Below are 21,415 nucleotides of genomic sequence, written 5' to 3' on the forward strand. Positions count from 1 at the left end.
AAGATGGAAATCATCCGCTGCCTGAAACGGTATCTCGTTCGGCAGCTCTATCCACTCATCGTCCAGACGCTGCAGCCTCGACGCCAAACGACCGCCGCTTGACAGCAAGTCAATAGGAGTGTCGCAGTTGAGGGGGTGGGTGGCTGAGCGCGTCGGTCGCCGGATGAAAGTCGAGGCCTTCCGATGATGGAAGCTCTCACACTGACCATCCGCCGGAAGACCTCGACGTGCACCACGCTACCTTCGCGACCCCCGACCTGACCGTCTTCTTCCACCTCGACGAGCTCGGTCTTGTGGCCGTCGGTCAGCTGCTCGAGCCGGATCGCGCGGTGATCGAGTGCCGCGTCGCCGAGCCGGACCCGTGGTGCCGGGGATGCGGTAGCCGGGCGCTCTCGCGCGGGACGGACACGCGGCGTCTCGCCCACGAGACATCCTCGCGTTCTTCGACCGGACCGGCACGTGCAACGGCCCGACCGGGACCGTCAACGGGTGCCTGGAGCGCCTCCGCGGCTCGGCCCTGAACTTCCGGAACCTGACGAACCTCATCCGGTCGAGACAGCTGAGGAAGGCTCCGCCTCGGTGCGCCTGGTGGACACGCACGCTTCCGAATAGCCCTGTGGCTCGGGACCATCCGTCCAGCGCTGGGGCAAGTTTCGATAAGCCTCCCGCTAGGTCCACCGTTCGGAAGACATTCCTCGCGGGAGACTTCCTCGCAGCAGCTCTTCTCGTCGTTCTGCAGCGGCCCCGCGCGTCGCGAGGCCGCTGCATTCCCACGATCTCAGCCCGCCGAGCCGGTGGACGTGTACAGCGTCATGCCCCAGCCCACCGTCGTGCGCTCGGGTTCCGCGAGGCCGGCCGCCTCGAACAGTGCCAGGTGGTCCTCGTGCGTACGACCACCGCCGCCGCTGAGCGCGAAGTCGATGAGATCGTCCTCGTAGTCGTGCTCACCGGCGATGTCGTCGAGCACAGTGCCGAAGACGAGGACCCGGCCGCCCGGATTCAGTCCGGCCGCCGCCTGCTGCAGCACGTGCACGGCGTCGGCCTCGGGCAGTTCGTTCAACCGCCCGCTCAGCAGCACCGCGTCGACCGGCTCGGGCCGGGCTTCGAGCATGCTGCCCGGCGTATAGGCGACGCGCTCGTGCTCGCCGTGGACGCGACGCAGGACCTCGATCTCCGACGGCGCGGCCACCACGGTCGCCCGTGCCGACGGATTCGCCGTGACGAGGGCGTGGGCGTAGGAACCGGCGGCCTCACCGGAGACCACGATCGTCATGACGTCGGCGGGCACCTTCGCCGCGAGGGCACCGGCGAAGTAGACGGCCATCTCGGCTTCCTGCTCGTACCGGTCCGTCAGGAGGGCGGTGTCGTCCGCGATGCGCTGCGCGAAGCTCTTCCCGAACCGCTGTGCGTCGTCCCCGTGACCCGTGCGGACGGCGGCGAGGAGCGCGAGCATGCCCGCCAGTTCCCGCTGCGCGTGCACGCCGTCGAGTCGCAGTTCCTCGATGTGGTGGTCGTCCTCGAGTTCACGGCCGACGCCGGTGAGCTGGAACCGGCCCTCGCCGAGATCCTCGGCCACCCCCACGGCAGTGAGATAGCGGAGCAGTTTGCCCAGACCGGTGCGGTCGGTTCCGGTCTTGGCCAGGAGTTCGTCGAGGGTGCGCGGCGACGCGTCGAAGGCCGTCGCCAGTCCGATGGTCGCCGCGACCCGCAGCGCGAAACCCGGTGCGATCTCGGCCAGTTCGTCGAAGCGGTCGCGTTCGTCCTCGGTCGCCTCGAAATCGGGCAGGGAGGCGTCGGCCTCCGACACCGCGACCTCCTGACGACGCCAGTAACCGGTGACCTCCACCTGCTCCTTGGGCAGGCCCTTCTCGTTGCGCAGCCACCGCCGGATCGGGGTGAGCGTGAGGGCTTCACCGGCCACCCACGCGAAGACCGTGCCGTCCCACCACTCGGCGGCCCGGAGGGCATCGAACAACAGGGTCGTCGTGCCAGGCTCGGCGCCGTCGCGGCTCAGCCAGGTCAGCGCCACCCCGTCGGGAACGGGAAGATCCTGCTGATGCGAGTCGTCGGCGATCTCGACGAAGATCCGGCCGCGTGCACCCTCCGGCCAGTTCTCGAGCCAGCGCCCGATGGCCGGCAGAGCCGTCTCGTCGCCTGCCACGAGCGTCCAGTCCACGCCCTGCGGGTGTCCGGCCGACGACTTCGGTCCGGCGATCTGGATGGTCTCACCGGGTTCCGCGCGGTACGACCAGCTCGACGCGGGACCCACGCCGTGGCGCACGAAGTCCACGTCGATCTCGCCGGCGACCGGATCCCAGCGCCGGACGGTGTAGGTGCGCATGAGCAGCTTCGGATCGCGCGGCCAGTTCACCACGCCGTCGGCCTGGGTGGGGCCGAGGGCCTCGTCGAGTTCGGGATGCTTGAACATCAGCTTGAACTCGTCGTCCACACCGTCGGACCGGAACGCCTCCACCGGGAACCCGTTCGGCGCGACGTGCGCCTGCAACTGTTCGCCCCCGAGGGTCACCCGTCGCATCCCGGGGCTCACGTCCGTCACGCGGAGCACCTTCAGGTACCGCGTGGTGATCGGGAAGACCTCGATGGGGCGAAGACTACGGGCCATGGGTGCGTTCTCCTCGGCAGGGGATCGTGGACGGCGGAACGACCGGACTCTCCGGCCGCGCGGTGACCTGCGTTTAGGCGAACCTTACTTCAGACGGCATTCGGCTGCCGCGACCCGTCCTGGCCCGCGCGACGACCGTTCGCGTACATCTCGTCGACGAGACGGGCGTACCGGGCGAGCACGCGATCACGGATCGGACGCCCGGCCGGGTCGAGATCGTCGGCGTCCGGCGACGCGCTCACCGTGACGAATCGGCGGATGCGTTCCCACGGATCCGATCGGGCGTTGAGCTGCTCCAGCGCGGCCGCGACGACCGGCTCCGGCGCGGCGGTGAACACGAGGCCGACGCAGTAGGGGCGCAGCTCCCCGGCCACGACGAGTTCGCTGCCCGGGCACACCCTCCTCCAGCGGTCCGCGAGTGCGGTGGGGCCGACGTACTTTCCGGTGCTGGTCTTGAAGGTGTCCTTGCGGTGCCCTGTCACGACGACGAATCCGTCGGCGTCGATCTCGGCGAGATCGCCCGTGTGGAACCAGCCGTCGGCGTCGAGCGCGGCGGCACTCTCCGCGGGATCGTCGTGGTAACGGGTCATCACTCCGGGACTGCGGATGAGAAGTTCACCGGTATCGGCGATCCGGACCTCCGTGCCGCGCAGCGGCCGGCCGACCGTGCCGGGCCGGTGCGCGCCGAGCAGGTTCGCGCACGACGGTCCCGACGTCTCCGTGATCCCGTAACACTCGAGCACCGGCACACCGAGCTGCTCGAACCGCCGGGCGACGTCTTCGGACAATCGCGCCGATCCGGAGATGACGAAGCGGAGCCGACCCCCGAGCTCGTCCCGTTCCAGCCGGGCGATCTTCCCGAGCACGTGCGGGACCGATCCCAGGAAGGTCGGCCGGACCGTCCGCAGATTCGCGGTGACGCGGTCGGCGCGACCGTCGACGGCGGTGCTCACGCCCGTGTGCATGGCCATGATCAGCAACGACCGGCCGAAGACGTGCGCGAGCGGCAACCACAGCAACTGACGGTCGGACGACGAGATCATGCCGGTCTGCGCGACGGCACGGGCACCGTAGGTCGTGCCCCGATGGGTCAGGCACGCGCCCTTGGTGCGGCCGTCCTCGCACGCCGTGTAGATCAGCGCGGCCTCGTCGTCCGGGGACAGCGCCGCGATCCGTCGCTCCACGACGCCGGGGTCGGTGCGCAGCAGACGACGACCCTCGGCGGCGAGCTCGCCGAGTCCGTCGGTGCCCAGGAGATCGGTGGTGGCGATCGGCCGGTCGGCGACGGTGAGGACGGCGTGCGCACGCCGGATCTGCGACCGCACCTCGTCGTCGCGGGTCGCCGGGTAGATCGGGACGGTGGCGCCGCCCGCGCACGCGATCGCGAGGTCGGCGACGACGGTCCGGTAACAGGTCGTCGCGCAGATCGCGACCCGCGATCCGGCTTCCACACCCCGGCCGATCAGTCCCGCCGCGAGGTCGAAGACCTCCCGCCGAACGTCCGTCCACGTCGAGGGGCGCCACCGCTCGCCGTCGGGACGCAGGTAGGCGACGGAGTCGGGGGAGCGGGACACCCGGTCGAGCAGCAGACCGGGCACGGTCGCGGGGAACCCGTCGCGACCGTCGATCGCGGTCGCGGTGCCCGTCGTCGAGCGGGGGTCCGCCACGGTTCGCAGCACCTCCCACGGACGAGGAATCGAAGTCGCCCCAGTGGTCGGAATGTTACCGCCGGTCGGGGTGCGAGGGGCCGAAGTGCGCAGTACGCGATGCTCGCGTCGCCGAGGGATGGCTCGCCGGGAAGGGCGCCGGTGGACGCCGATATCGTGGGCACGTGAGTCCCGCTGCCCGTCGTCCCGAGGTCCTGATCGCCGAACTGCGCGACGTCCTGACCGGTCCGCTCGCGGAGATCGCGCAGCGCTTCTCCACCTATGTGGACGACCTCGCTCCGCACAGCGCCATGGTGATCTTCACGAGGGAATGCACCGGACGGCCGCGGAAGGTGGCCGGCGACCCGTCGATCGTCGACCGGGTGACCATCGCCGAGCTGGATCGGGTGCGGAACGAACTCGCCGCGGGGGAGATCCGGCGCGGCAGCTTCCGTCTCGCCGGTCGCGATCGTGAGGTGTGCGCGATCCTCGACAGCACCGACACGCTCCTGGTGCTCGTGCCGCGCGGGGCCCGGGCCACGTCCGCGGCCCTCGACCTCGTGCGGGCGGCGTTCGGCGTGGTCGCGACCGGCATCCGGTTGCAGGTGCACACCGCCAGCCCGGCCTACCTCGCGGAATCGCGGGCCGCCTCGGCGGAGCGGGCCCGCACCGTCGCCGAACTCACCGAATCCCATGCCGTGACCCTCGAGACCATCCTCGCGACCCTGCGGTCGAAGGATCTCGACGACACCCGTGCCCGGACCACGGCGCGGGAGACGGCGACCGAGGCCCTGATCGGCCTGCGATCGGCGGTGGACCTGCACCGCGAACTCGCGGAGGAGGCGCTGACCACCGCGTTCGCCCGACTCCACGGTGAACTGCGCGATCTGGTGCGGCACCGTCCGCTCGACCTGCAGATGGTCGCTCCGCCGGTGGGTGGGCGGGGACTGCCCGGCGAGGTCGCGCACGCGGCACGCGCGATTGCCCGGGGCGCGGTGCTGGCGATGTCCGGTCAGACCGACGTGACGCGGGTGCGCGTCGCGTGGACCTGCGACGACTCGACCCTGCTGGTGGACGTGCGCGACGACGGCAACGGCGAGATCGACGTCGTCGAACTCGGACGCCAGCTCCGCGACCGCGTCGAAACCCTCGGCGGTGGAATCGAATCCGAATCGACGCCCGGCTGGGGGACACGGGTCGCGGTGAGCTTCCCGCTCGACCTGCCGATCGCCGCGACGGACGGCCCCGCCCTCGATGCGCTCGCCGCCCTCGCGCCCCGGGAGATCGAGGTCCTCGAACATCTCGTGGCCGGACGGCGCAACCGCGTCATCGCCGAACGCCTCGGCGTGAGCGAGTCGACGGTGAAGTTCCACGTGGCCGGCGTACTACGAAAACTCGGCGTCAGCACTCGCGGTGAGGCCGCGGCTCTCGGTGCAGAGGCCGGGGTCCGCGCCGCGGGCTGACGCCGAGTTCTCGGTCGTCGGGTGGCCCGTCGAGGACGGTCAGGCAGCCGGTGCCGGCGACGTGGTCGTCGTCGGTGCGACGGTCGTCGTGGGCGTTCCGGAGGTGGTCGATCCGGCGTCGGTGGTGGTCTCGCCCGTGGCCGGAGTCGTGGTCTCCGACGGGGTGGGGACCGGGGCCGTGGTGGTCACCGGGGTGGACGTGGCCGCCGGCACGCCCGCCTCGGTCGCGAGCGGATCCACCGGTGCGGCGGGGTCGCCCGCGAGAGCCGGGGCGCCGTCGACGGCGGCGGGCACGCTGCTGTCGGCGACCGTCGCATCGTCGCTCACGGTCGAGGACGGCGAGGTCTCCGGCGTGGTGGACACCTCGGCGCTCTCGGCCTTCGCCGTCTCCTCGGCGATCATGAGCACCGCGGTCTGGTCGACCTTCTTCGGATCGACCTTCTTGCCCTCCCTGGCCTCGCGGGCCAGGTGCTCGAGCCAGGCGGCGGCGTACTCGACGGTGGACGTGCCCTTGCCGTCGATGTCGTCGTCCCAGTAGTCGAAGTGGTGACCGTAGTGGTCCCGAGTCTCCTCGTTGTAACCGAAGGTCTGGTCGTACGGGTCGGCGAGCACCACCGCGAGGGTGTTCTGGTTGCTCCGGATGAACCCGACGACCTCCTTGACGATCTTCTCCGGCAGGTACGCGAGGTTGGACAGACGCTCCGCGGGGATGGGCGCCTCCGCGCCGTCCTCTCCGGTCGCGTCCTCGTCGGCGTCGGCGGCCACAGGCGTGGTGGGGCGTGCGGTGGCGGGGTCGTAGCTCGGGTCGGAGACCTTGATCAGCACCTCGAGGAAGGTCTCGTCCGACCGCATCCAGTCCGGGTTCGCCGAGATGTCGGCGAGAGCGAGCAGTGCGACCCGGCCGACGACCTGGGCGAGATCTGCGCCGGTCGCGGGGGTCAGGCCCTCGCGCTCGAGAGCGTCGCCGTTGACCTGACGGCCCACGTTCGCGAGCAGTTCGATCAGCGCGATGTTCTCGGGTGCCGAGCAGGTGAAGTCGCCCTCGGAGCAGAACGAGGCGACCTTGCCGGCGAGATGACCGAAGCCGCCGTTCGTGTCGGGGAGGACGCCGCGTCCGGGGACGGCGTCGCCGCCGGGCTGGTAGGGGCGATCGAAACCGTCGGGGTTCGTGCCGTTCTCCGCACCGGGGAAGAAGCCTTCGCCCGCCTGGCGGCCGGCGTCGGAGAGGATGACCACGCCGCTGACGGAGTCGGGATCGATGATGTCCCAGGAACCGTCCTCGCCCTGCTCCTGCGCACCGATCTCCATTGCGGCGCGGCGCGCGACGTCGGCGCCCTCGCTGAAGCCGACGATGGCGAACTGGGTGTTCGGGCAGGACCTCCGGATGGCCTTCATGACCTCGATGGTGTTCTCGGCGCCCTTGTTCACGGCGTTCTCGTAGCTGGCGAGGTCGGCCGGGTACTCGATGTAGATGGCGGCGTATCCCTCGCCGTCCGCGTGCTCCCCCATCGGGGCATTGATCACCGGATCCACCCACATACTGCTGTAGGCGTCCTGCTGACCGGCGGGAAGTCTTTTGCCGTTCTCGTCGACGAGCATCTTCGACTCGTCGCGAGGGATGTCGCCGCGACCACCGATGCCCAGGCTGACCATGTCGTGACATTCGGTGGTCTTCGCCAGGCCGGCGAGATACGGGTCGGCAACGGTGGGGGTGTCCTGTTGCGGAAGCACGATCGCGGCCGCTGCCACGACTCCGAGCGCGGTGGGGGCGAAGACGCCGGCGAGAATCCGCCGACGCGACAGCGACTTTCGAAGTGCCATGGGCCTCTACCAATCCGTTTCTGACCGAGGAATTGCCGGCCCGCCGAAGTGCGGCGGGTCGTAACGGATTTCGTGAAGGTCGCTCGCGGCGTTACATCGACACGGGTTTTCCGAGGTGGCGACGGAAAATGCCGGCCCGAGCGTCGAGTCGCAAAATCCAAGGGAAATGCGCTAATCGGACAATTCGAGTTCGCCGCTCAGCGCCTGGCCGTTCGGCCGGGTCGGGCCCGCCGAACGATCAGGAGCAGAGCACCGCGGGAGTGGCTAGGGTCGGAATCACCGGAAGTCGGAAACACCGGACACTGCCGGTCTCATCACGAAACGGAGACACCATGTCGCAAACAGTCCGCGGAGTCGTCGCTCGCTCGAAGGGAGCGCCCGTCGAGGTCGTGCCCATCGTGATCCCCGATCCCGGACCCGGTGAGGTCGTCGTCGCGATCGCCGCGTGCGGCGTGTGCCACACCGATCTGCACTACCGCGAGGGCGGCATCAACGACGAGTTCCCGTTCCTGCTCGGCCACGAGGCCGCCGGTGTCGTCGAGTCCGTCGGTGAGGGTGTCGACTCGGTCGCCGTCGGCGACTTCGTCGTCCTGAACTGGCGCGCGGTGTGCGGCCAGTGTCGCGCCTGCAAGCGCGGTCAGCCGCAGTACTGCTTCGACACCTTCAACGCCACGCAGAAGATGACGCTCGAGGACGGCACCGAGCTCTCCCCGGCGCTGGGCATCGGCGCGTTCGCCGACAAGACCCTCGTCCACGCCGGCCAGTGCACCAAGGTCGACCCGAGCGCCGATCCGGCCGTCGTCGGCCTGCTCGGCTGCGGTGTCATGGCCGGTCTCGGTGCCGCCGTGAACACCGGCGGGGTCACCCGCGGCCAGTCCGTCGCCGTCATCGGCTGCGGCGGTGTCGGCGACGCCGCGATCATGGGTGCGCGCCTGGCGGGCGCCGGCACGATCATCGCCGTCGACCGCGACGACAAGAAGCTCGAGTGGGCCACCGACCTCGGCGCCACCCACACCGTCAACTCGACCTCGACCGACGCGGTCGAGGCCATCAAGGAATTGACCAACGGTTTCGGCGCCGACGTCGTCATCGAGGCCGTGGGCCGCCCGGAGACCTACAAGCAGGCCTTCTACGCGCGCGACCTCGCCGGCACCGTCGTCCTCGTCGGCGTGCCCACCCCGGACATGACCCTCGAGATGCCGCTCATCGACTTCTTCTCGCACGGCGGCTCGCTCAAGAGCTCATGGTACGGCGACTGCCTGCCCGAGCGCGACTTCCCGACCTACGTCGACCTGTACCAGCAGGGACGCCTGCCGCTCGAGAAGTTCGTCACCGAGCGCATCGGCATCGACGACGTCGAGAAGGCGTTCGAGACGATGCACCGCGGTGAGGTCCTCCGTTCGGTGGTGGTCTTGTGAGCACCTCGCCGATCCGCGTCGACCGGGTCGTCACGTCGGGCACCTTCGCGCTCGACGGCGGTGAATGGGAGGTCGACAACAACATCTGGCTCGTCGGCGACGACTCCGAGGTGGTCGTGATCGACGCCGCGCACACCGCGCAGCCGATCATCGACGCCGTGGGTGGGCGGAAGGTCGTGGCGATCGTGTGCACGCACGCGCACAACGACCACATCACCGTGGCGCCGGAACTGTCCGAGAAGCTCGACGCGCCGATCCTGCTCAACCCGGCCGACGACGTGCTGTGGGAGATGACCCACCCGGGCGTCGCGCACGGCACGCTCGAGGACGGCGAGCGGATCCGTGTGGCCGGCACCGACATCCAGGCGATCGCCACCCCGGGTCACTCGCCGGGCTCGACCTGCCTGTACCTGCCGGAAGCGGGTGAGCTGTTCACCGGCGACACCCTGTTCTCCGGCGGGCCGGGCGCGACGGGCCGCTCGTTCTCGGATTTCCCGACCATCATCGGGTCGATCCGCGAGAAGCTGTTCGTCCTGCCCGCGGAGACGAAGGTGCACACCGGGCACGGTGACGGGACCACGATCGGCACCGAGTCGCCGCATCTCGAGGAGTGGATCAAGCGCGGTAGCTGACGCCGCCGGTGCGCGGTTCCGGTGGCGATCGCCGCCGGAACCGCGCACGAGCGCACGACTAGTCTCACCATCATGGCGAAGAAGCAGATCCCGGTGATCGTGGTGGCCGGATTTCTCGGCGCGGGGAAGACGACGCTGCTCAACCATCTGCTGCGCAACACCCGGGGTGCGCGGATCGGCGTGATCGTCAACGACTTCGGTTCCGTCAACATCGATTCGATGATGGTGGCGGGGCAGGTCGACTCGATGGTCTCGCTGAGCAACGGATGCCTGTGCTGCGCAGTCGATGTCAGCGACATGGATGCGATGCTCGACAAGCTCGCCCACCGCTCGTCCGATCTCGACGTGATCGTCGTCGAGGCGAGCGGACTCGCCGAGCCCCGCAACATGATCCGGCTCGTCGCCGGCTCGGAGAACGAATACGTCTCCTACGGTGGCCTCGTCCTGGTCGTCGACGCGGTGGAGTTCGACGCGACCGCGGAGCAGCATCCCGAACTCGAACAGCACGTGGCGCTCGCCGATCTGGTGCTGCTCAACAAGACCGACCGGATCGACGGCGACGCCCACGACGATCTGCTGACCCGCCTGTGCCGGCTCAACTCCCGCGCCGCCGTCGTCTCGACCGATCACGGTCGCATCGACCCGGCGTTGCTGTTCGACATCCCGGAGCGGCCGGGGCCGCAGCCGGGGGAGCAGCTCACCCTCGACCAGTTGCTCTACGAGCAGGACGACCACGAGCACACCCATCTGCACGACGGCTACGACGCGATCACCTTCGAGTCCGCAGATGCACTGCACCCCCGCGTGCTGGTGGATTTTCTCGAGAACCAGCCCGCAGGGGTGTTCCGTATCAAGGGATACGTGCGAGTCGCTGCCGGACTGGATACCGGCGCCTATCTGTTGCACACCGTCGGCGACCACATCCGGTTCGAACCGGCGGGTCGCGGCGACGACGTGCCCGACGGGACGCAACTCGTCGTCATCGGTGCCGATCTGGACTCCGACGACGTACGCGAGCGCCTACGCCGCTGTGTGCCGACCGAACCGGTGTCCGCGGACGCGATGTACGCGATACACCGATTCACGCCCCGCTGAGGCGGAAGGCCGATTCACCCGGCTGACGCGGGAGGCCGGCCCGTCGGCTCAGCGTGCAGCGGAGGTACGGCGCTGGGGACGACGACGGCCACCGGTGGTAGCTGCGGCGCCCTGACCGGCCGAACGCTGACCGCCGGCTGCGCGCTGCCCACCCGAGGAGCGCTGTCCGCTCGACGAGGAACGCTGCCCCGAGCCGGAGCGCTGACCGGAGCCCTGACGGGGAGCCGACGAACGGCGGCTGCCACCGTTGCGCTGCGGACGCGACGGCGCGGCAGCCTGCTTCGGGGCCGGCGCGACGTACGGCGCGATCTCGCCGACGAGCTTCAGCACGTGCTCGGAATCCGCCGTCACCTTGATGGGGGTGACGTCGATGGCGGCCTTGCGCATGATGGCCGCGAGATCCCTGCGCTGGTCGGGCAGGACGACGGTGACGACGTCGCCGGTGCTGCCGGCGCGGGCCGTGCGACCGGAGCGGTGCAGGTACGCCTTGTGCTCGGCCGGGGGATCGACGTGCACGACGAGTTCGACGTCGTCGACGTGGACACCGCGTGCGGCGACGTCCGTCGCCACGAGCACCCGGGCCTCACCCGACGAGAACGCGGCGAGATTGCGGTCGCGGGCGTTCTGGGAGAGATTGCCGTGCAGGTCCACCGCCGGGATACCCGAGTCGGTGAGCTGCTTGGCGAGCTTGCGGGCCTGATGCTTGGTGCGCATGAACAGGATTCGGCGACCGGTACCCGATGCGAGGGTGCGGACGAGTTCCTTCTTCGCATCCATGCCCGCGACGTCGAAGACGTGGTGGGTCATCGCGGCGACGGGGGAGGTGGCCTCGTCGACCGAGTGCATGACCGGGTTCTTCAGGAACCGCTTGACGAGCTTGTCGACGCCGTTGTCCAGGGTGGCCGAGAACAGCAGGCGCTGGCCGTCTTTCGGTGTCGCCGTCAGGATGCGGGTGACGCCGGGCAGGAAGCCGAGATCGGCCATGTGGTCGGCCTCGTCGAGCACGGTGACCTCGATGTCGTCGAGCACGACGAACTTCTGGCGCATGAGGTCCTCGAGGCGGCCCGGGCAGGCGATGACGATGTCGACGCCGCGACGGAGGGCCTCGACCTGGCGCTTCTGTGACACGCCACCGAAGATCGTGGTGACCTTCAGGCCCGACGAATGCGCGAGCGGTTCGATGGCCGCGGCGATCTGGGTCGCCAGCTCGCGGGTGGGAGCCAGGATCAGGCCACGCGGACGGCCTGCTGCCCGGGTGCTCCGGCCGGCGAGGCGAGCGGCGAGCGGGATCGAGAAGGCCAGGGTCTTACCGCTACCCGTACGTCCGCGTCCGAGCACGTCGCGACCGGCAAGGGTGTCGGGGAGGGTGTCCACCTGGATGGGGAAGGGGCTGGTGATCCCGGCGTCGTTCAGCGTGGCGACGAGCGGGCGGGGCACCCCGAGATCGGAAAATGATGTGGTCATGGAACAGCGCTGCCTTTCGATGCGGCGTGTGTGCACTCGACGGGCCGTGTGCCCGTGGTGCTGTGCGATCGCCGCAAGGAAGGCCGGTGCATCTGTGCGTACTGCATCTGTGCGTGCGGGCCGGGCACGATCCCGGGCCGCCGGTATCCCACGACGGTGGGCGTCGTCGTGACGCCCGAACCATGTCACCCTACCGCACGGGGTACGTCCGACCCGTCGTCCCGGCTACAGACCCACCCATTCGGAGGCGCCCTCGGTGAAGTGCTGACGCTTCCAGATCGGCACCTCGGCCTTGATGCGTTCCACCAGTTCGGCGCAGGTGGCGAAGGCTTCCGCGCGGTGCGGGGCGGCGACCGCCGCGACGAGTGCGAGATCGCCGATGGTGAGATCGCCCACTCGGTGCACCGCCGCGACCGGCAGCCCGGACTTCGCCGCGACGTCCTCACAGCACCGCCGCAGGAACGCTTCGGCATCCGGATGGGCCTGGTACTGCAGCGCGGTCACCGACTGCCCGCCGTCGTGATTACGGACGACACCGGTGAAGAGCACCACCGCACCGTGTTCGGCGCCCGCCACCGCGGCGTCCACCGCTGCGGGATCGAGCGGTTCCGAGGAGATCCGGGCCAGTAGTTCACTCATGAGCGCCGCCTCCTGCGACTTGTGCCAACAGATGGTCGAGGATCGGGTCGAGGGCGGCGAGACCGTCCTTCACCCCGCCGGGCGAGCCGGGCAGGTTCACGACGACCGTGCGGCCGACGAGACCGGCGACGCCGCGCGAGAGCACGGCGTGCGGGGTGACCTCGAGTCCACGCTGCCGGATCGACTCCGCGATACCGGGCAGTTCGCGATCGAGCAGGGCGAGAGTCGCTTCGGGGGTCGCGTCGGTCGGCGACGCCCCGGTTCCGCCGGTCGTCACGACCAGGGCAGGGCCGGGACGGACCGCGTCGGCGAGACCGGCGGCGATGTCGGCGTCCGCGTGCACGAGAGGGCCGCGGACCGTGAATCCCTTGTCCTCGAGCCACGACCGGATGAGCGGGCCGGTGCGGTCCTCACGGGTGCCCGCGGCGACACCGGTCGACGCGACGACCACGGCGGCGGAGCGTCCGGTCTCCCCCACGGGCTGTTCGTCGGCCCCGGCGGTCTCGTCCCGGCCCGGTGCGTCGTCGCGGGTCCAGTGGCCGCGCTTGCCGCCCTCCTTGGAGATCAGCCGCACGCCGTCGAGGACGGCGGCCGGATCCACGGCCTTGACCATGTCGTGCAGGGTCAGGCCGGCGACGGCGACCGCGGTGAGCGCCTCCATCTCGACTCCGGTCGGGCCCTTGGTCTTCGCGGTGGCCTCGATCGTGATCGAGGTGTCGGTGAAGTCGAACATCACCTTCACCGACGACAGCGCCAGCTGGTGGCACAGGGGGATGAGCTCCCAGGTGCGTTTCGCCGCCGCGATGCCGGCGATGCGGGCCGTGGCCAGGACGTCGGCCTTGGGCATGTCGTCGGCGCGGATGAGCGCGACCACCTCGGGAGTGGTGACGAGTTCGCCTGCCGCCACGGCGATCCGTGTGGTGTCGGTCTTCGAGGAGACGTCCACCATGCGGGCGCGTCCCTGGTCGTCCAGGTGGCTGAGGTCGGTCACAGGATCCGTACTTTCACGAGGTCTCCGGCTTCGAGGGAGGTGGTGTCGGCGGGGATGTCGAGGAGCACGTCGGCGGCGGCGAGTCCGGCGACGAGATGCGACCCGTGCCCGCGGAAGGGGGTCACCCCGTTCTCGTCGAGTCGCCCGCGCAGGAACTGCCGGCGTCCCGGGATCGACGTGAGATCCTCGGTGAGCGGCAGGCTCTCGCACACGACGGGCGGATAGCCGGCGGCGGCCCGCAGTGCAGGTCGCGCGAACACCTCGAACGAGACGAGCGCGCTGACGGGATTGCCGGGGAAGGTCAGGATCGGCACGCCGTCGACCACGGCGGTGCCCTGAGGGCCGCCCGGCTGCATCGCCACCGAGACGAACTGCCCGCCCCGCGGCGCGAGCGTGTCCTTCACGACCTCGAAGTCGCCTTTCGACACTCCGCCCGAGGTGAACACGACGTCGGCGACGCCCACGGCGTGTTCGAGCATCGTCACGAACTCCTCCGGATCGTCGTGGCAGTGGTCGATGGTCACGACGTCGGCACCGTTGGCCGACGCGCTCGCGGCCAGCGCCGGTCCGTTCGAGTTGAAGATCTGGCCCGGCCCGAGTTCGCTCCCTGCGGTGACGAGTTCGCTGCCGGTCGAGATGATCGCGACCCGCGGTCGTGCGCGGACGGGGATCGAGGTCAGGCCGACGGCGGCGAGCGCGGCGATGTGACGGGCAGCGAGGACCGTGCCCGCGGGAAGCAGCAGATCGCCCTTGCGGACATCGGTTCCCGCCTCACGCACATAGGTGCCGGGCGTGACGCTGCGCTCCACGGTCACCGTGCCGACGCCGTCCGAGTCGGGAGGGGTCGCACGAGTGTCCTCGACCGGGACGACGGCGTCGGCGCCGTCCGGGACAGGAGCGCCGGTCATGATCTTCAGAGCGTGCCCCGGTTCGAGTGCCGCGACGGTGTCGCCCGCGGCCAGCACGCCCTGGACGGGCAGGTCGGCGGGGGTCGATGCGAGATCGCCGGCGCGGACCGCGTAGCCGTCCATCTGGGAGTTGCGGAAGGGCGGCAGGTCCAGCGGGGACTCGATGTCCTCCGCGAGGGTGCGGTGCAGCGCGTGCGCGAGCGGCACACGCAACGGGCTCTTCTTCCGCAACGGGTCGAGCAACGCCGCCACGTGCTGTTCGTGTTCCTCCACGGACCGCTTGCCGCTCGTCATGCCGCCATCCTAGGCACACGAGGGCCGTGTCCCGCCGTCGACGACGCGCCGCGTGTGCCCCGTCTGTCCGGATGCGGTGTCACGATCTGCGGTTGTGGGCATACTGGGCTGTATGAAAGCGATGGTCGTATGACAGCGGTGGACATGGGCATCCCGGTCGTGCGCGATCGCGCAGACGACGTGTCCGATCGGCCCGACGTGCCCGAACTCCTCGATCGTTTCGGTCGCATCGCCCGGGACCTGCGTGTATCCCTCACCGAGAAGTGCTCGTTGCGCTGCACCTACTGCATGCCGGCCGAGGGTCTTCCCGAGATTCCGCGCGACCAGCTGCTCACGAGCGCCGAGATCGTACGGCTGGTGGGGATCGCGACCGGCCGGCTCGGTGTCCACGAGGTGCGCTTCACCGGTGGGGAACCGCTCATGCGCCGCGATCTCGAGGAGATCGTCGCCGGGTGCGCGCAGGAGACCCCGGGGCTGCCGATCGCGCTGACCACCAATGCGGTCGGTCTCCGGCACCGTGCGCAGGCGCTCGCGGACGCCGGACTGACCCGCGTGAACATCTCCCTCGACACCATCGACCGCGAGCACTTCGCGCGGCTCACGCGCCGCGACCGGCTCGATTCGGTGCTCGACGGCATCCGTGCCGCGGTGGCGGCCGGACTGGGTCGGGTCAAGGTCAACGCCGTCCTGATGCCGGAAACCCTCGAGGGCGCGGCCGACCTGCTCGCGTGGTGCCTGGACGAGGGCGTGGAACTGCGGTTCATCGAGCAGATGCCCCTCGACGCCGATCAGAACTGGGCGCGCTCGCAGATGGTGCCGGCCCAGCAGTTGCTCGACGTCCTCGGGCGGCGGTTCACGCTCACGGAGACCGAACGCGAGGATCCGTCCGCGCCGGCCGAACGCTGGCTCGTTGACAGCGGACCGGCGACCGTCGGGATCATCGCGTCGGTGACGCGGTCGTTCTGCAGCGACTGCGACCGCACGCGGCTGACGGCCGAGGGAACGGTCCGCTCCTGCCTGTTCAGCGACCGGGAGACCGACCTGCGCGCTGCCCTGCGGGGCGGCGCCACCGACGAGGAACTCGCCGCGCTGTGGCGCGGAGCGATGTGGAACAAGTGGGCCGGACACGGCATGGACGCGGCGGACTTCGCGCCGCCGCAGCGGAGCATGGGAGCTATCGGTGGCTGAGGTGACGACCGGGATCGAGGTGCGGTACTTCGCGGCCGCAGCAGACGCGGCCGGACGCGAGAAGGACACGATCGACCTGCCGGAGGGCGCCGATCTCGGCGCGCTGCGTGCCGTCCTCGTCGACCGTTACGGGACCGGCATGGAGCGGGTGCTGTCGGTGGCAGCCTTCCTGCTCGAACCCGGCGACGGCGGCACGGGCGAACTCACCCGGGACCTCGGCCGACCGGCCGGGTCCCGAGTGGACGTCCTGCCGCCCTTCGCGGGTGGTTAATCCTCGCGCCACCAGGTGTCGAAGGGCGCAACGGGCATCACGCGCTTGTGCCGCGTGTCGAGGAACTTGGTCTCAAGGCGCTTGGCGAGGTCGTCGGTGACGTCCTTTCCCTCGAGATAGTCGTCGATCTCGCTGTAGGTCATGCCGAGCGCTTCCTCGTCGGGCAGCGCCGGACGGTCGTCCTCGAGATCGGCGGTGGGGATCTTGATCCAGGTGCTCTCGGGTGCGTCGAGTTCGCGCAGCAGCGCCGCGCCCTGCCGCTTCGTGAGACCGGCCAGCGGAGTGATGTCGACGCCGCCGTCGCCGTACTTGGTGTAGAAACCGGTCACCGCTTCGGCGGCGTGGTCGGTGCCGACCACGAGGTAGCCGAGTTCTCCGGCGATCGCGTACTGGATCATCATGCGTTCGCGGGCCTTGATGTTGCCGCGCACGAAGTCGCGTAGACGCGTCTCGGCGCCGTACAGCGCGCGAGCCGCTTCCGACGCCGTCGCGTCGGCACCGGGCTTCACGTCCACACCGAGAGTGCGGTCCGCTCCGATGAACTCCAGTGCGACGAGGGCGTCGTGCTCGTCGGCCTGCTTGCCGTAGGGCAGGCGGACCGCGACGAACTCCGCCGTGTGGCCTTCGGCGCGGAGCTTCTCCGCGGCGAGCTGGGCGAGCTTGCCGGCGAGAGTGCTGTCCTGCCCGCCGCTGATGCCGAGCACGAATCCCTTCGCGGGAGTGCTGCGCAGGTAGTCGGCGAGAAACTGCACCCGCGCGTCGATCTCGGCGCGTGGGTCGATGGAGGGTTTCACCCCGAGTTCTTCGATGATCCGATCGCGAAGGTTCGTCATCTTCACGACCCTAGCGTTCCCGTGTTACTGCTGCGATACAACGGAGAAGAGGGCGGGGCGAAGAGTGCGCGGGCAGACTCTTCGGGGTGAGCACCGGAGACGTCTTCCGCAAACACGACCCGCACGCGCATCCGGATTTCTTCCGGGCCGAGGCGGCCGGTCTGGCCTGGCTCGCCGAGGCCGGTATGCCGGTCGCGGCGGTGCGGTCGGTGAGCGGGCACCACATCGAACTCGAGCGGATCGCCGAAAGTTCCCCGGCCGCCGAGGCCGCACGGGAGTTCGGTGCGGCACTCGCCCGGATGCACGACGCGGGCGCCGCCGGTTTCGGTGCGGCACCCGACGATTACGACGGGCAGCTGTTCATCGGCCGCCGTCCCATGAGCCGCACCGTGCACGACACCTGGGGATCGTTCTACATCGCAGAGCGGGTGCTGCCCTTCCTGCGCAGCGCCGTCGAGGCGGGCAGCGTCACCGACCGGCAGTGCCGCGACATCGAGGCCGCCTGCGATCTCGTCGCCGCGGGAGCCTTCGACGACGAGGATCCGCCTTCGCGTCTGCACGGAGACCTGTGGAACGGCAACGTGCTGTGGTCGCCGCGCGGCGTCGTCCTCATCGACCCGGCCGCGCACGGCGGCCACCGCGAGACCGATCTGGCGATGCTCGCGCTCTTCGGTTGCCCGCACCTGGGCCGGGTCGTCGACGGCTACGAGTCGGCGCATCCGCTGCGCGCCGGGTGGGAGCAGCGGGTGCCCGTGCACCAGCTGCATCCCCTGGCGGTGCATGCCGCGGGATACGGTGCCGGGTACGGGCGGGAGCTGCACCGGGCGGCACTCGCGACTCTCGAACTCGGAGGCAGTACGTGAACGGGATCCTCGTCGTATCCGCAACCCGCGCCGAGGCGGCGCACGTCCCGGAACGCTACGAGACGGTGATCACCGGGATCGGGAAGGTCGACGCAGCGGTGGCCGTCACCGCGGCGCTCGCGGCGTATCCGGCCGACGCGCGACCGCTCGTCGTGAACATCGGCACCGCCGGCGCGTTGCACACCCACCACTCGGGACTGTTCCTGCCGTCCGCCGCGATCAACCACGACATCAGCAGCGAGATCCTGAAGAGCCTCGGTCACCCCGTGCAGGACGTCGTGCAGATCGACGAGGGTGACGGCAGCGTGCTCGCCACCGGCGATTCGTTCGTCTCGGACGCCGAGATCCGCGACGCGCTGTCCGCCCGCGCCGATCTCGTCGACATGGAGGGTTTCGCGGTCGCCTACGCCGCCCGCCGCATGGGCGCGCGGTGCCGGCTCGTCAAGCACGTGAGCGACCGGGCCGACGATTCGGCGCTCGACTGGCCGAAGCAGGTCGACCGCAGCGCACGGGAACTCGCGCGGTGGCTCGTCGAGCGTTACTGAACGATTCGCTCTCGGCCGGCCTCAGCGCCCGTCCGTACGTTCGGTGAGGGTGACGGTCACCGCGCCGGTGGTCAGGGTGAGCACCTCTCCGTCGAGAGTCCACCGGGGGGTGGCCGCGAACAGCGTCCGCACCCAGTCGTCGGCGCCGTCGCGCGGGGGAGGGCACGCCATCCTCGTGGACGCGAGCGTCCCGGCACGGATCCTGCCCCCGGACAGGTCGGCGGTGCCGGTGAACCGGTTGCATCCGGCGGATGCCGCGACCCGCTCCCGGGCGGGGAACGACAACTGGAGCGGGCCGCCGCCGGGGATGGGCCGCCCCTCGACCTCGGTCGAGACGTAACGGCGGCCGATCGGGTCGGACGGCGACGACCCGAACATGCCGCACCCGGACAGCAGCGCACCCAGTGCGAGGACGACGACCACGCGGACTGCTCCCGGCATGGGTCTCACGGTACCGAGGAGGGGTCAGCGGGCCGTGAACTCCAGTCCGTCGGTGCCGTTCGCCGCGGTGAGGGTCATCGACGAGCCCTGGACGGCGTAGGTGGTCTCACCTGCGAGCACGTTCAGGATGTGCGTCTCGATGTCGGCGACCTCGGGATCGGCGCACGCCGCGCGGGTCATGGTGAGCGGTTCGAACAGGATGACATCGTCGCCGACCTCGGCGCTGCCGCCGAACTCGTTGCACCCCGTGTTCCCGGTGAGGGTGCCGTCGTCGGACAGTGTGAGTGTCGGCGCGGCGTTCTCCAGGGCGACCGACCTGACGACGGCGTCGGCGGTGCGCAGCGAGGTCACCACCCACTCGGTGCCGGCGATCGGCAGATCGGGGTCGACCACCTTCTCGTCCTCGAGCGAGACCGTGATGTCGTCGCCGGTGAGCGTGAAGGTGTTCCCGTCGAGCGACCAGCGCGGCTCGGCGCCGAACAGCGTGGTGAGCCAGGCGTCGGCTCCCTCGCGTTCCGGCAGGCAGGCCATCATCGTGCTCGCCAGGTTCGATGTCTTCACTCGGCCGTCGGCCAGGTCCACACCGCCGACGAAGCGGTTGCAGCCGGCAGTCGCGGAGATGCGTCCGTCGTCCGGGAACTCGACGACCATCGGTCCGTCGCCCGGGATCTGCGTGCCGGTCACGCTCGTCGAGACGAAGGTGCGGCCGGTGAGGTCCTCCGCGGAGTGGGTGTCGGCCGAATCCGAATCGGTGCTGCACGCGGCGGCCACCGCTGCCAGGGAGACGACCGCGAGCACCCGGAATGTGCGAATCATGCCGTTACGGTACGGCGCTCGACCCGGTTTCATGGGTACCTCGGCCGGTCACGACGCGGTGTGCCAGTTCGGCCCAGTTGTCGGCGAGTCGGCGGAGCGGATGCCCGAGCTCGCGCCACTGGTGGAGCACGAGGGTGGCCTCGAGCGACGCGACCAGCGAGGTCGCCAGCAATCGGGTGTCGCCGGTGACGCCGGCGGCACGCAGCAGCGCGTCGACGTGGGCGAGCGAGACCAGATGGGCGGGAGCGGTGTAGCGGGAGTCGGTGGCGGATTCGGCCGCGCGGAGCAGTTCGCCCTGCACCTCGACGAGTTCGATGCGCGCACGACCGAAGGCGATGAGCCTGGCCAGGGGTTCGGCGTCCGGGCCGAGCGGCGGCGGGCCGAACAGGAAACCCTGCTGGAACTCGCGCTCGCTGTGGTCGAGTAGCGCCCGGACGAGCCCGGCGCGGGAGCCGAACCTGCGGAAGACGGTGCCCTTGCCGACCCCGGCCCGCGCAGCGACGGCGTCCATCGTCACGGCGTCGACGCCGCGTTCGGCGACGAGCAGGGCGGCGGCGTCGAGCAGACGGGAACGATTGCGCGCTGCGTCGCCCCGTTCGGAGAGTCGCTCGTCCGCCAGAGGGAGGGCCCGACTGTTCGCCGCAGGCAGCGCCCGACCGTCCGCGTGCGGGAGGGGGCGAGTGTTCACAAGGTCACACTCTAGCGGGGCGGGGAATAAAGCGGACCGCGGTCCGTTTAACATTGCGTAGTCAACCACTTCGACCCGAGGATGTTCCCATGACCCGAGTTCTCGCCCTCGTCGGCAGCCTGCGCGACGGCTCCATCTCCCGCCAGATCGCCGAGACCGCCGCGGCGGTCGCTGCCGAGAACGTCGAGGTGACCCTCTACGAGGGCCTCGCCGACGTTCCGTTCTACAACGAGGACCTCGACGGCGAGGCTGCCCCCGCTGCTGCCGTGGCCCTGCGCGACGCCGCTGCCGATGTCGATGCCGTGCTGGTCGTCACCCCCGAGTACAACGGCACCGTCTCCGCGGTGCTCAAGAACGCCGTCGACTGGCTGTCGCGCCCCTACGGTGCCGGTGCACTGAGCGGCAAGCCCGTCGCCATCGTCAGCCAGTCGCCCAGCCAGAATGCCGCGAAGTGGGCGCTCGAGGACGCGGTCAAGGTCGTCGGAATCGCCGGCGGCAAGGTCGTCGACGGCGGCTCGCTGTCCGTCGGCGAGACCTTCGGCAAGTTCGGCGGCGAGCACGCCAAGGAGCACGCCGAGACCGCGCAGCAGGTCGCAACGGTCGTGGCCGCACTGGCCGACGCCACCAAGGTGCTCGCCAACGCCTGATCGAGACGTCCGCCGCCCTTGCCGGTACCGCCGGCACCGAGAGCGGCCGGCGGACCGACCGACACCCCGGTGCCGGAGACCCCCGAGGTCTCCGGCACCGCGCGTATCCGCACGGTCCGGCCGAGCAGC

General features: G+C 70.1%; 20 protein-coding genes and 1 pseudogene. 10 read left to right on the forward strand and 11 right to left on the reverse strand.

The window, feature by feature from the left end; genetic code table 11:
* Positions 1-227 precede the first annotated feature (227 nt).
* Positions 228-428 (forward strand): annotated as a pseudogene (locus tag B9C99_RS04955) (ISL3 family transposase); the annotation flags it as partial.
* A 350-nt stretch (positions 429-778) separates the two neighbouring features.
* Here the strand turns inward: B9C99_RS04955 and B9C99_RS04960 are convergent.
* Complete coding sequence (locus B9C99_RS04960) at positions 779-2,623, reverse strand: siderophore-interacting protein (protein WP_088897133.1); 1,845 nt, start codon at positions 2,621-2,623, stop codon at positions 779-781.
* Positions 2,624-2,712: 89 nt separating this feature from the next.
* Positions 2,713-4,290: a long-chain fatty acid--CoA ligase gene (locus B9C99_RS04965; protein WP_088897284.1), complete on the reverse strand. Its 1,578-nt coding sequence runs from the start codon at positions 4,288-4,290 to the stop codon at positions 2,713-2,715.
* Between the two features lie 164 nt (positions 4,291-4,454).
* On the opposite strand from B9C99_RS04965, the gene B9C99_RS04970 reads away from it, so the two are divergent.
* The gene (locus B9C99_RS04970) at positions 4,455-5,732 is read left to right on the forward strand and encodes a LuxR C-terminal-related transcriptional regulator (protein ID WP_088897134.1); all 1,278 of its coding nucleotides are present in this window, start codon (positions 4,455-4,457) and stop codon (positions 5,730-5,732) included.
* Between the two features lie 39 nt (positions 5,733-5,771).
* Here B9C99_RS04970 and B9C99_RS04975 read toward each other — a convergent pair whose 3' ends face one another.
* Positions 5,772-7,553 carry a cutinase family protein gene (locus B9C99_RS04975; protein ID WP_088897135.1) on the reverse strand — a complete coding sequence of 594 codons (1,782 nt, stop codon included), beginning with the start codon at positions 7,551-7,553 and terminating at the stop codon, positions 5,772-5,774.
* Between the two features lie 332 nt (positions 7,554-7,885).
* On the opposite strand from B9C99_RS04975, the gene B9C99_RS04980 reads away from it, so the two are divergent.
* From B9C99_RS04980 to B9C99_RS04990, 3 genes are all read left to right on the forward strand, one after another.
* Positions 7,886-8,971, forward strand: coding sequence for an S-(hydroxymethyl)mycothiol dehydrogenase (locus B9C99_RS04980; RefSeq protein ID WP_088897136.1), 1,086 nt, complete (start codon positions 7,886-7,888; stop codon positions 8,969-8,971).
* Positions 8,968-9,603 (forward strand): MBL fold metallo-hydrolase, encoded by a 636-nt coding sequence (locus B9C99_RS04985; RefSeq protein ID WP_064060010.1) that lies wholly within the window; start codon positions 8,968-8,970, stop codon positions 9,601-9,603. Before B9C99_RS04980 ends, B9C99_RS04985 begins: the two co-directional genes overlap by 4 nt.
* Before the next feature lie 72 nt (positions 9,604-9,675).
* Positions 9,676-10,698: a GTP-binding protein gene (locus B9C99_RS04990; protein ID WP_088897285.1), complete on the forward strand. Its 1,023-nt coding sequence runs from the start codon at positions 9,676-9,678 to the stop codon at positions 10,696-10,698.
* A gap of 48 nt (positions 10,699-10,746) precedes the next feature.
* Here the strand turns inward: B9C99_RS04990 and B9C99_RS04995 are convergent, their stop codons facing one another.
* The 4 genes from B9C99_RS04995 to glp all read right to left on the reverse strand — a co-directional run bounded on the left by B9C99_RS04995 (position 10,747) and on the right by glp (position 14,994).
* Complete coding sequence (locus tag B9C99_RS04995; RefSeq protein WP_088897137.1) at positions 10,747-12,162, reverse strand: DEAD/DEAH box helicase; 1,416 nt, start codon at positions 12,160-12,162, stop codon at positions 10,747-10,749.
* Between the two features lie 225 nt (positions 12,163-12,387).
* On the reverse strand, positions 12,388-12,801 hold the full coding sequence (locus B9C99_RS05000; RefSeq protein ID WP_006550376.1) for a molybdenum cofactor biosynthesis protein MoaE: 414 nt from the start codon (positions 12,799-12,801) through the stop codon (positions 12,388-12,390).
* A complete protein-coding gene (gene moaCB / locus B9C99_RS05005) occupies positions 12,794-13,792 on the reverse strand; it encodes a bifunctional molybdenum cofactor biosynthesis protein MoaC/MoaB (protein ID WP_088897138.1) in 999 nt (332 codons plus the stop codon). The genes B9C99_RS05000 and moaCB overlap by 8 nt, the downstream gene beginning before the upstream one ends.
* Complete coding sequence (gene glp, locus B9C99_RS05010; RefSeq protein ID WP_088897139.1) at positions 13,789-14,994, reverse strand: gephyrin-like molybdotransferase Glp; 1,206 nt, start codon at positions 14,992-14,994, stop codon at positions 13,789-13,791. Before glp ends, moaCB begins: the two co-directional genes overlap by 4 nt.
* A gap of 129 nt (positions 14,995-15,123) precedes the next feature.
* Between glp and moaA the strand changes: the two genes are divergently transcribed.
* Both moaA and B9C99_RS05020 read left to right on the forward strand, forming a co-directional pair.
* Entirely contained in the window at positions 15,124-16,182 is a 1,059-nt protein-coding gene (moaA, locus tag B9C99_RS05015; protein ID WP_088897140.1) for a GTP 3',8-cyclase MoaA, read from the forward strand.
* Entirely contained in the window at positions 16,175-16,453 is a 279-nt protein-coding gene (locus B9C99_RS05020; RefSeq protein WP_172414868.1) for a MoaD/ThiS family protein, read from the forward strand. Before moaA ends, B9C99_RS05020 begins: the two co-directional genes overlap by 8 nt.
* Here the strand turns inward: B9C99_RS05020 and nadE are convergent.
* Entirely contained in the window at positions 16,450-17,286 is an 837-nt protein-coding gene (gene nadE / locus B9C99_RS05025) for an ammonia-dependent NAD(+) synthetase (protein WP_088897286.1), read from the reverse strand. The two genes, B9C99_RS05020 and nadE, sit on opposite strands and share 4 nt — an antisense overlap.
* Positions 17,287-17,372: 86 nt before the next feature.
* Here nadE and B9C99_RS05030 point away from each other — a divergent pair, with 86 nt between their 5' ends.
* Positions 17,373-18,149, forward strand: a complete 777-nt coding sequence (locus B9C99_RS05030; protein WP_172414869.1) for a fructosamine kinase family protein — start codon at positions 17,373-17,375, stop codon at positions 18,147-18,149.
* Positions 18,146-18,694 carry a nucleosidase gene (locus B9C99_RS05035; protein ID WP_016693165.1) on the forward strand — a complete coding sequence of 183 codons (549 nt, stop codon included), beginning with the start codon at positions 18,146-18,148 and terminating at the stop codon, positions 18,692-18,694. The genes B9C99_RS05030 and B9C99_RS05035 overlap by 4 nt, the downstream gene beginning before the upstream one ends.
* A 21-nt stretch (positions 18,695-18,715) precedes the next feature.
* Here the strand turns inward: B9C99_RS05035 and B9C99_RS05040 are convergent, their stop codons facing one another.
* From B9C99_RS05040 to B9C99_RS05050, 3 genes are read right to left on the reverse strand one after another with little or no spacing between them, the layout of a single operon-like run.
* On the reverse strand, positions 18,716-19,135 hold the full coding sequence (locus tag B9C99_RS05040; RefSeq protein WP_026061342.1) for an META domain-containing protein: 420 nt from the start codon (positions 19,133-19,135) through the stop codon (positions 18,716-18,718).
* A 24-nt stretch (positions 19,136-19,159) separates the two neighbouring features.
* A complete protein-coding gene (locus B9C99_RS05045) occupies positions 19,160-19,951 on the reverse strand; it encodes an META domain-containing protein (RefSeq protein WP_088897143.1) in 792 nt (263 codons plus the stop codon).
* 4 nt (positions 19,952-19,955) lie between these two features.
* The gene (locus B9C99_RS05050; protein ID WP_172414880.1) at positions 19,956-20,600 is read right to left on the reverse strand and encodes a TetR/AcrR family transcriptional regulator; all 645 of its coding nucleotides are present in this window, start codon (positions 20,598-20,600) and stop codon (positions 19,956-19,958) included.
* A gap of 128 nt (positions 20,601-20,728) precedes the next feature.
* Between B9C99_RS05050 and B9C99_RS05055 the strand changes: the two genes are divergently transcribed.
* Entirely contained in the window at positions 20,729-21,286 is a 558-nt protein-coding gene (locus B9C99_RS05055) for an NAD(P)H-dependent oxidoreductase (RefSeq protein WP_016693161.1), read from the forward strand.
* Positions 21,287-21,415 lie beyond the last annotated feature (129 nt).

Source organism: Rhodococcus sp. BUPNP1, from assembly GCF_002215235.1.
Classification (GTDB): domain Bacteria; phylum Actinomycetota; class Actinomycetes; order Mycobacteriales; family Mycobacteriaceae; genus Rhodococcus.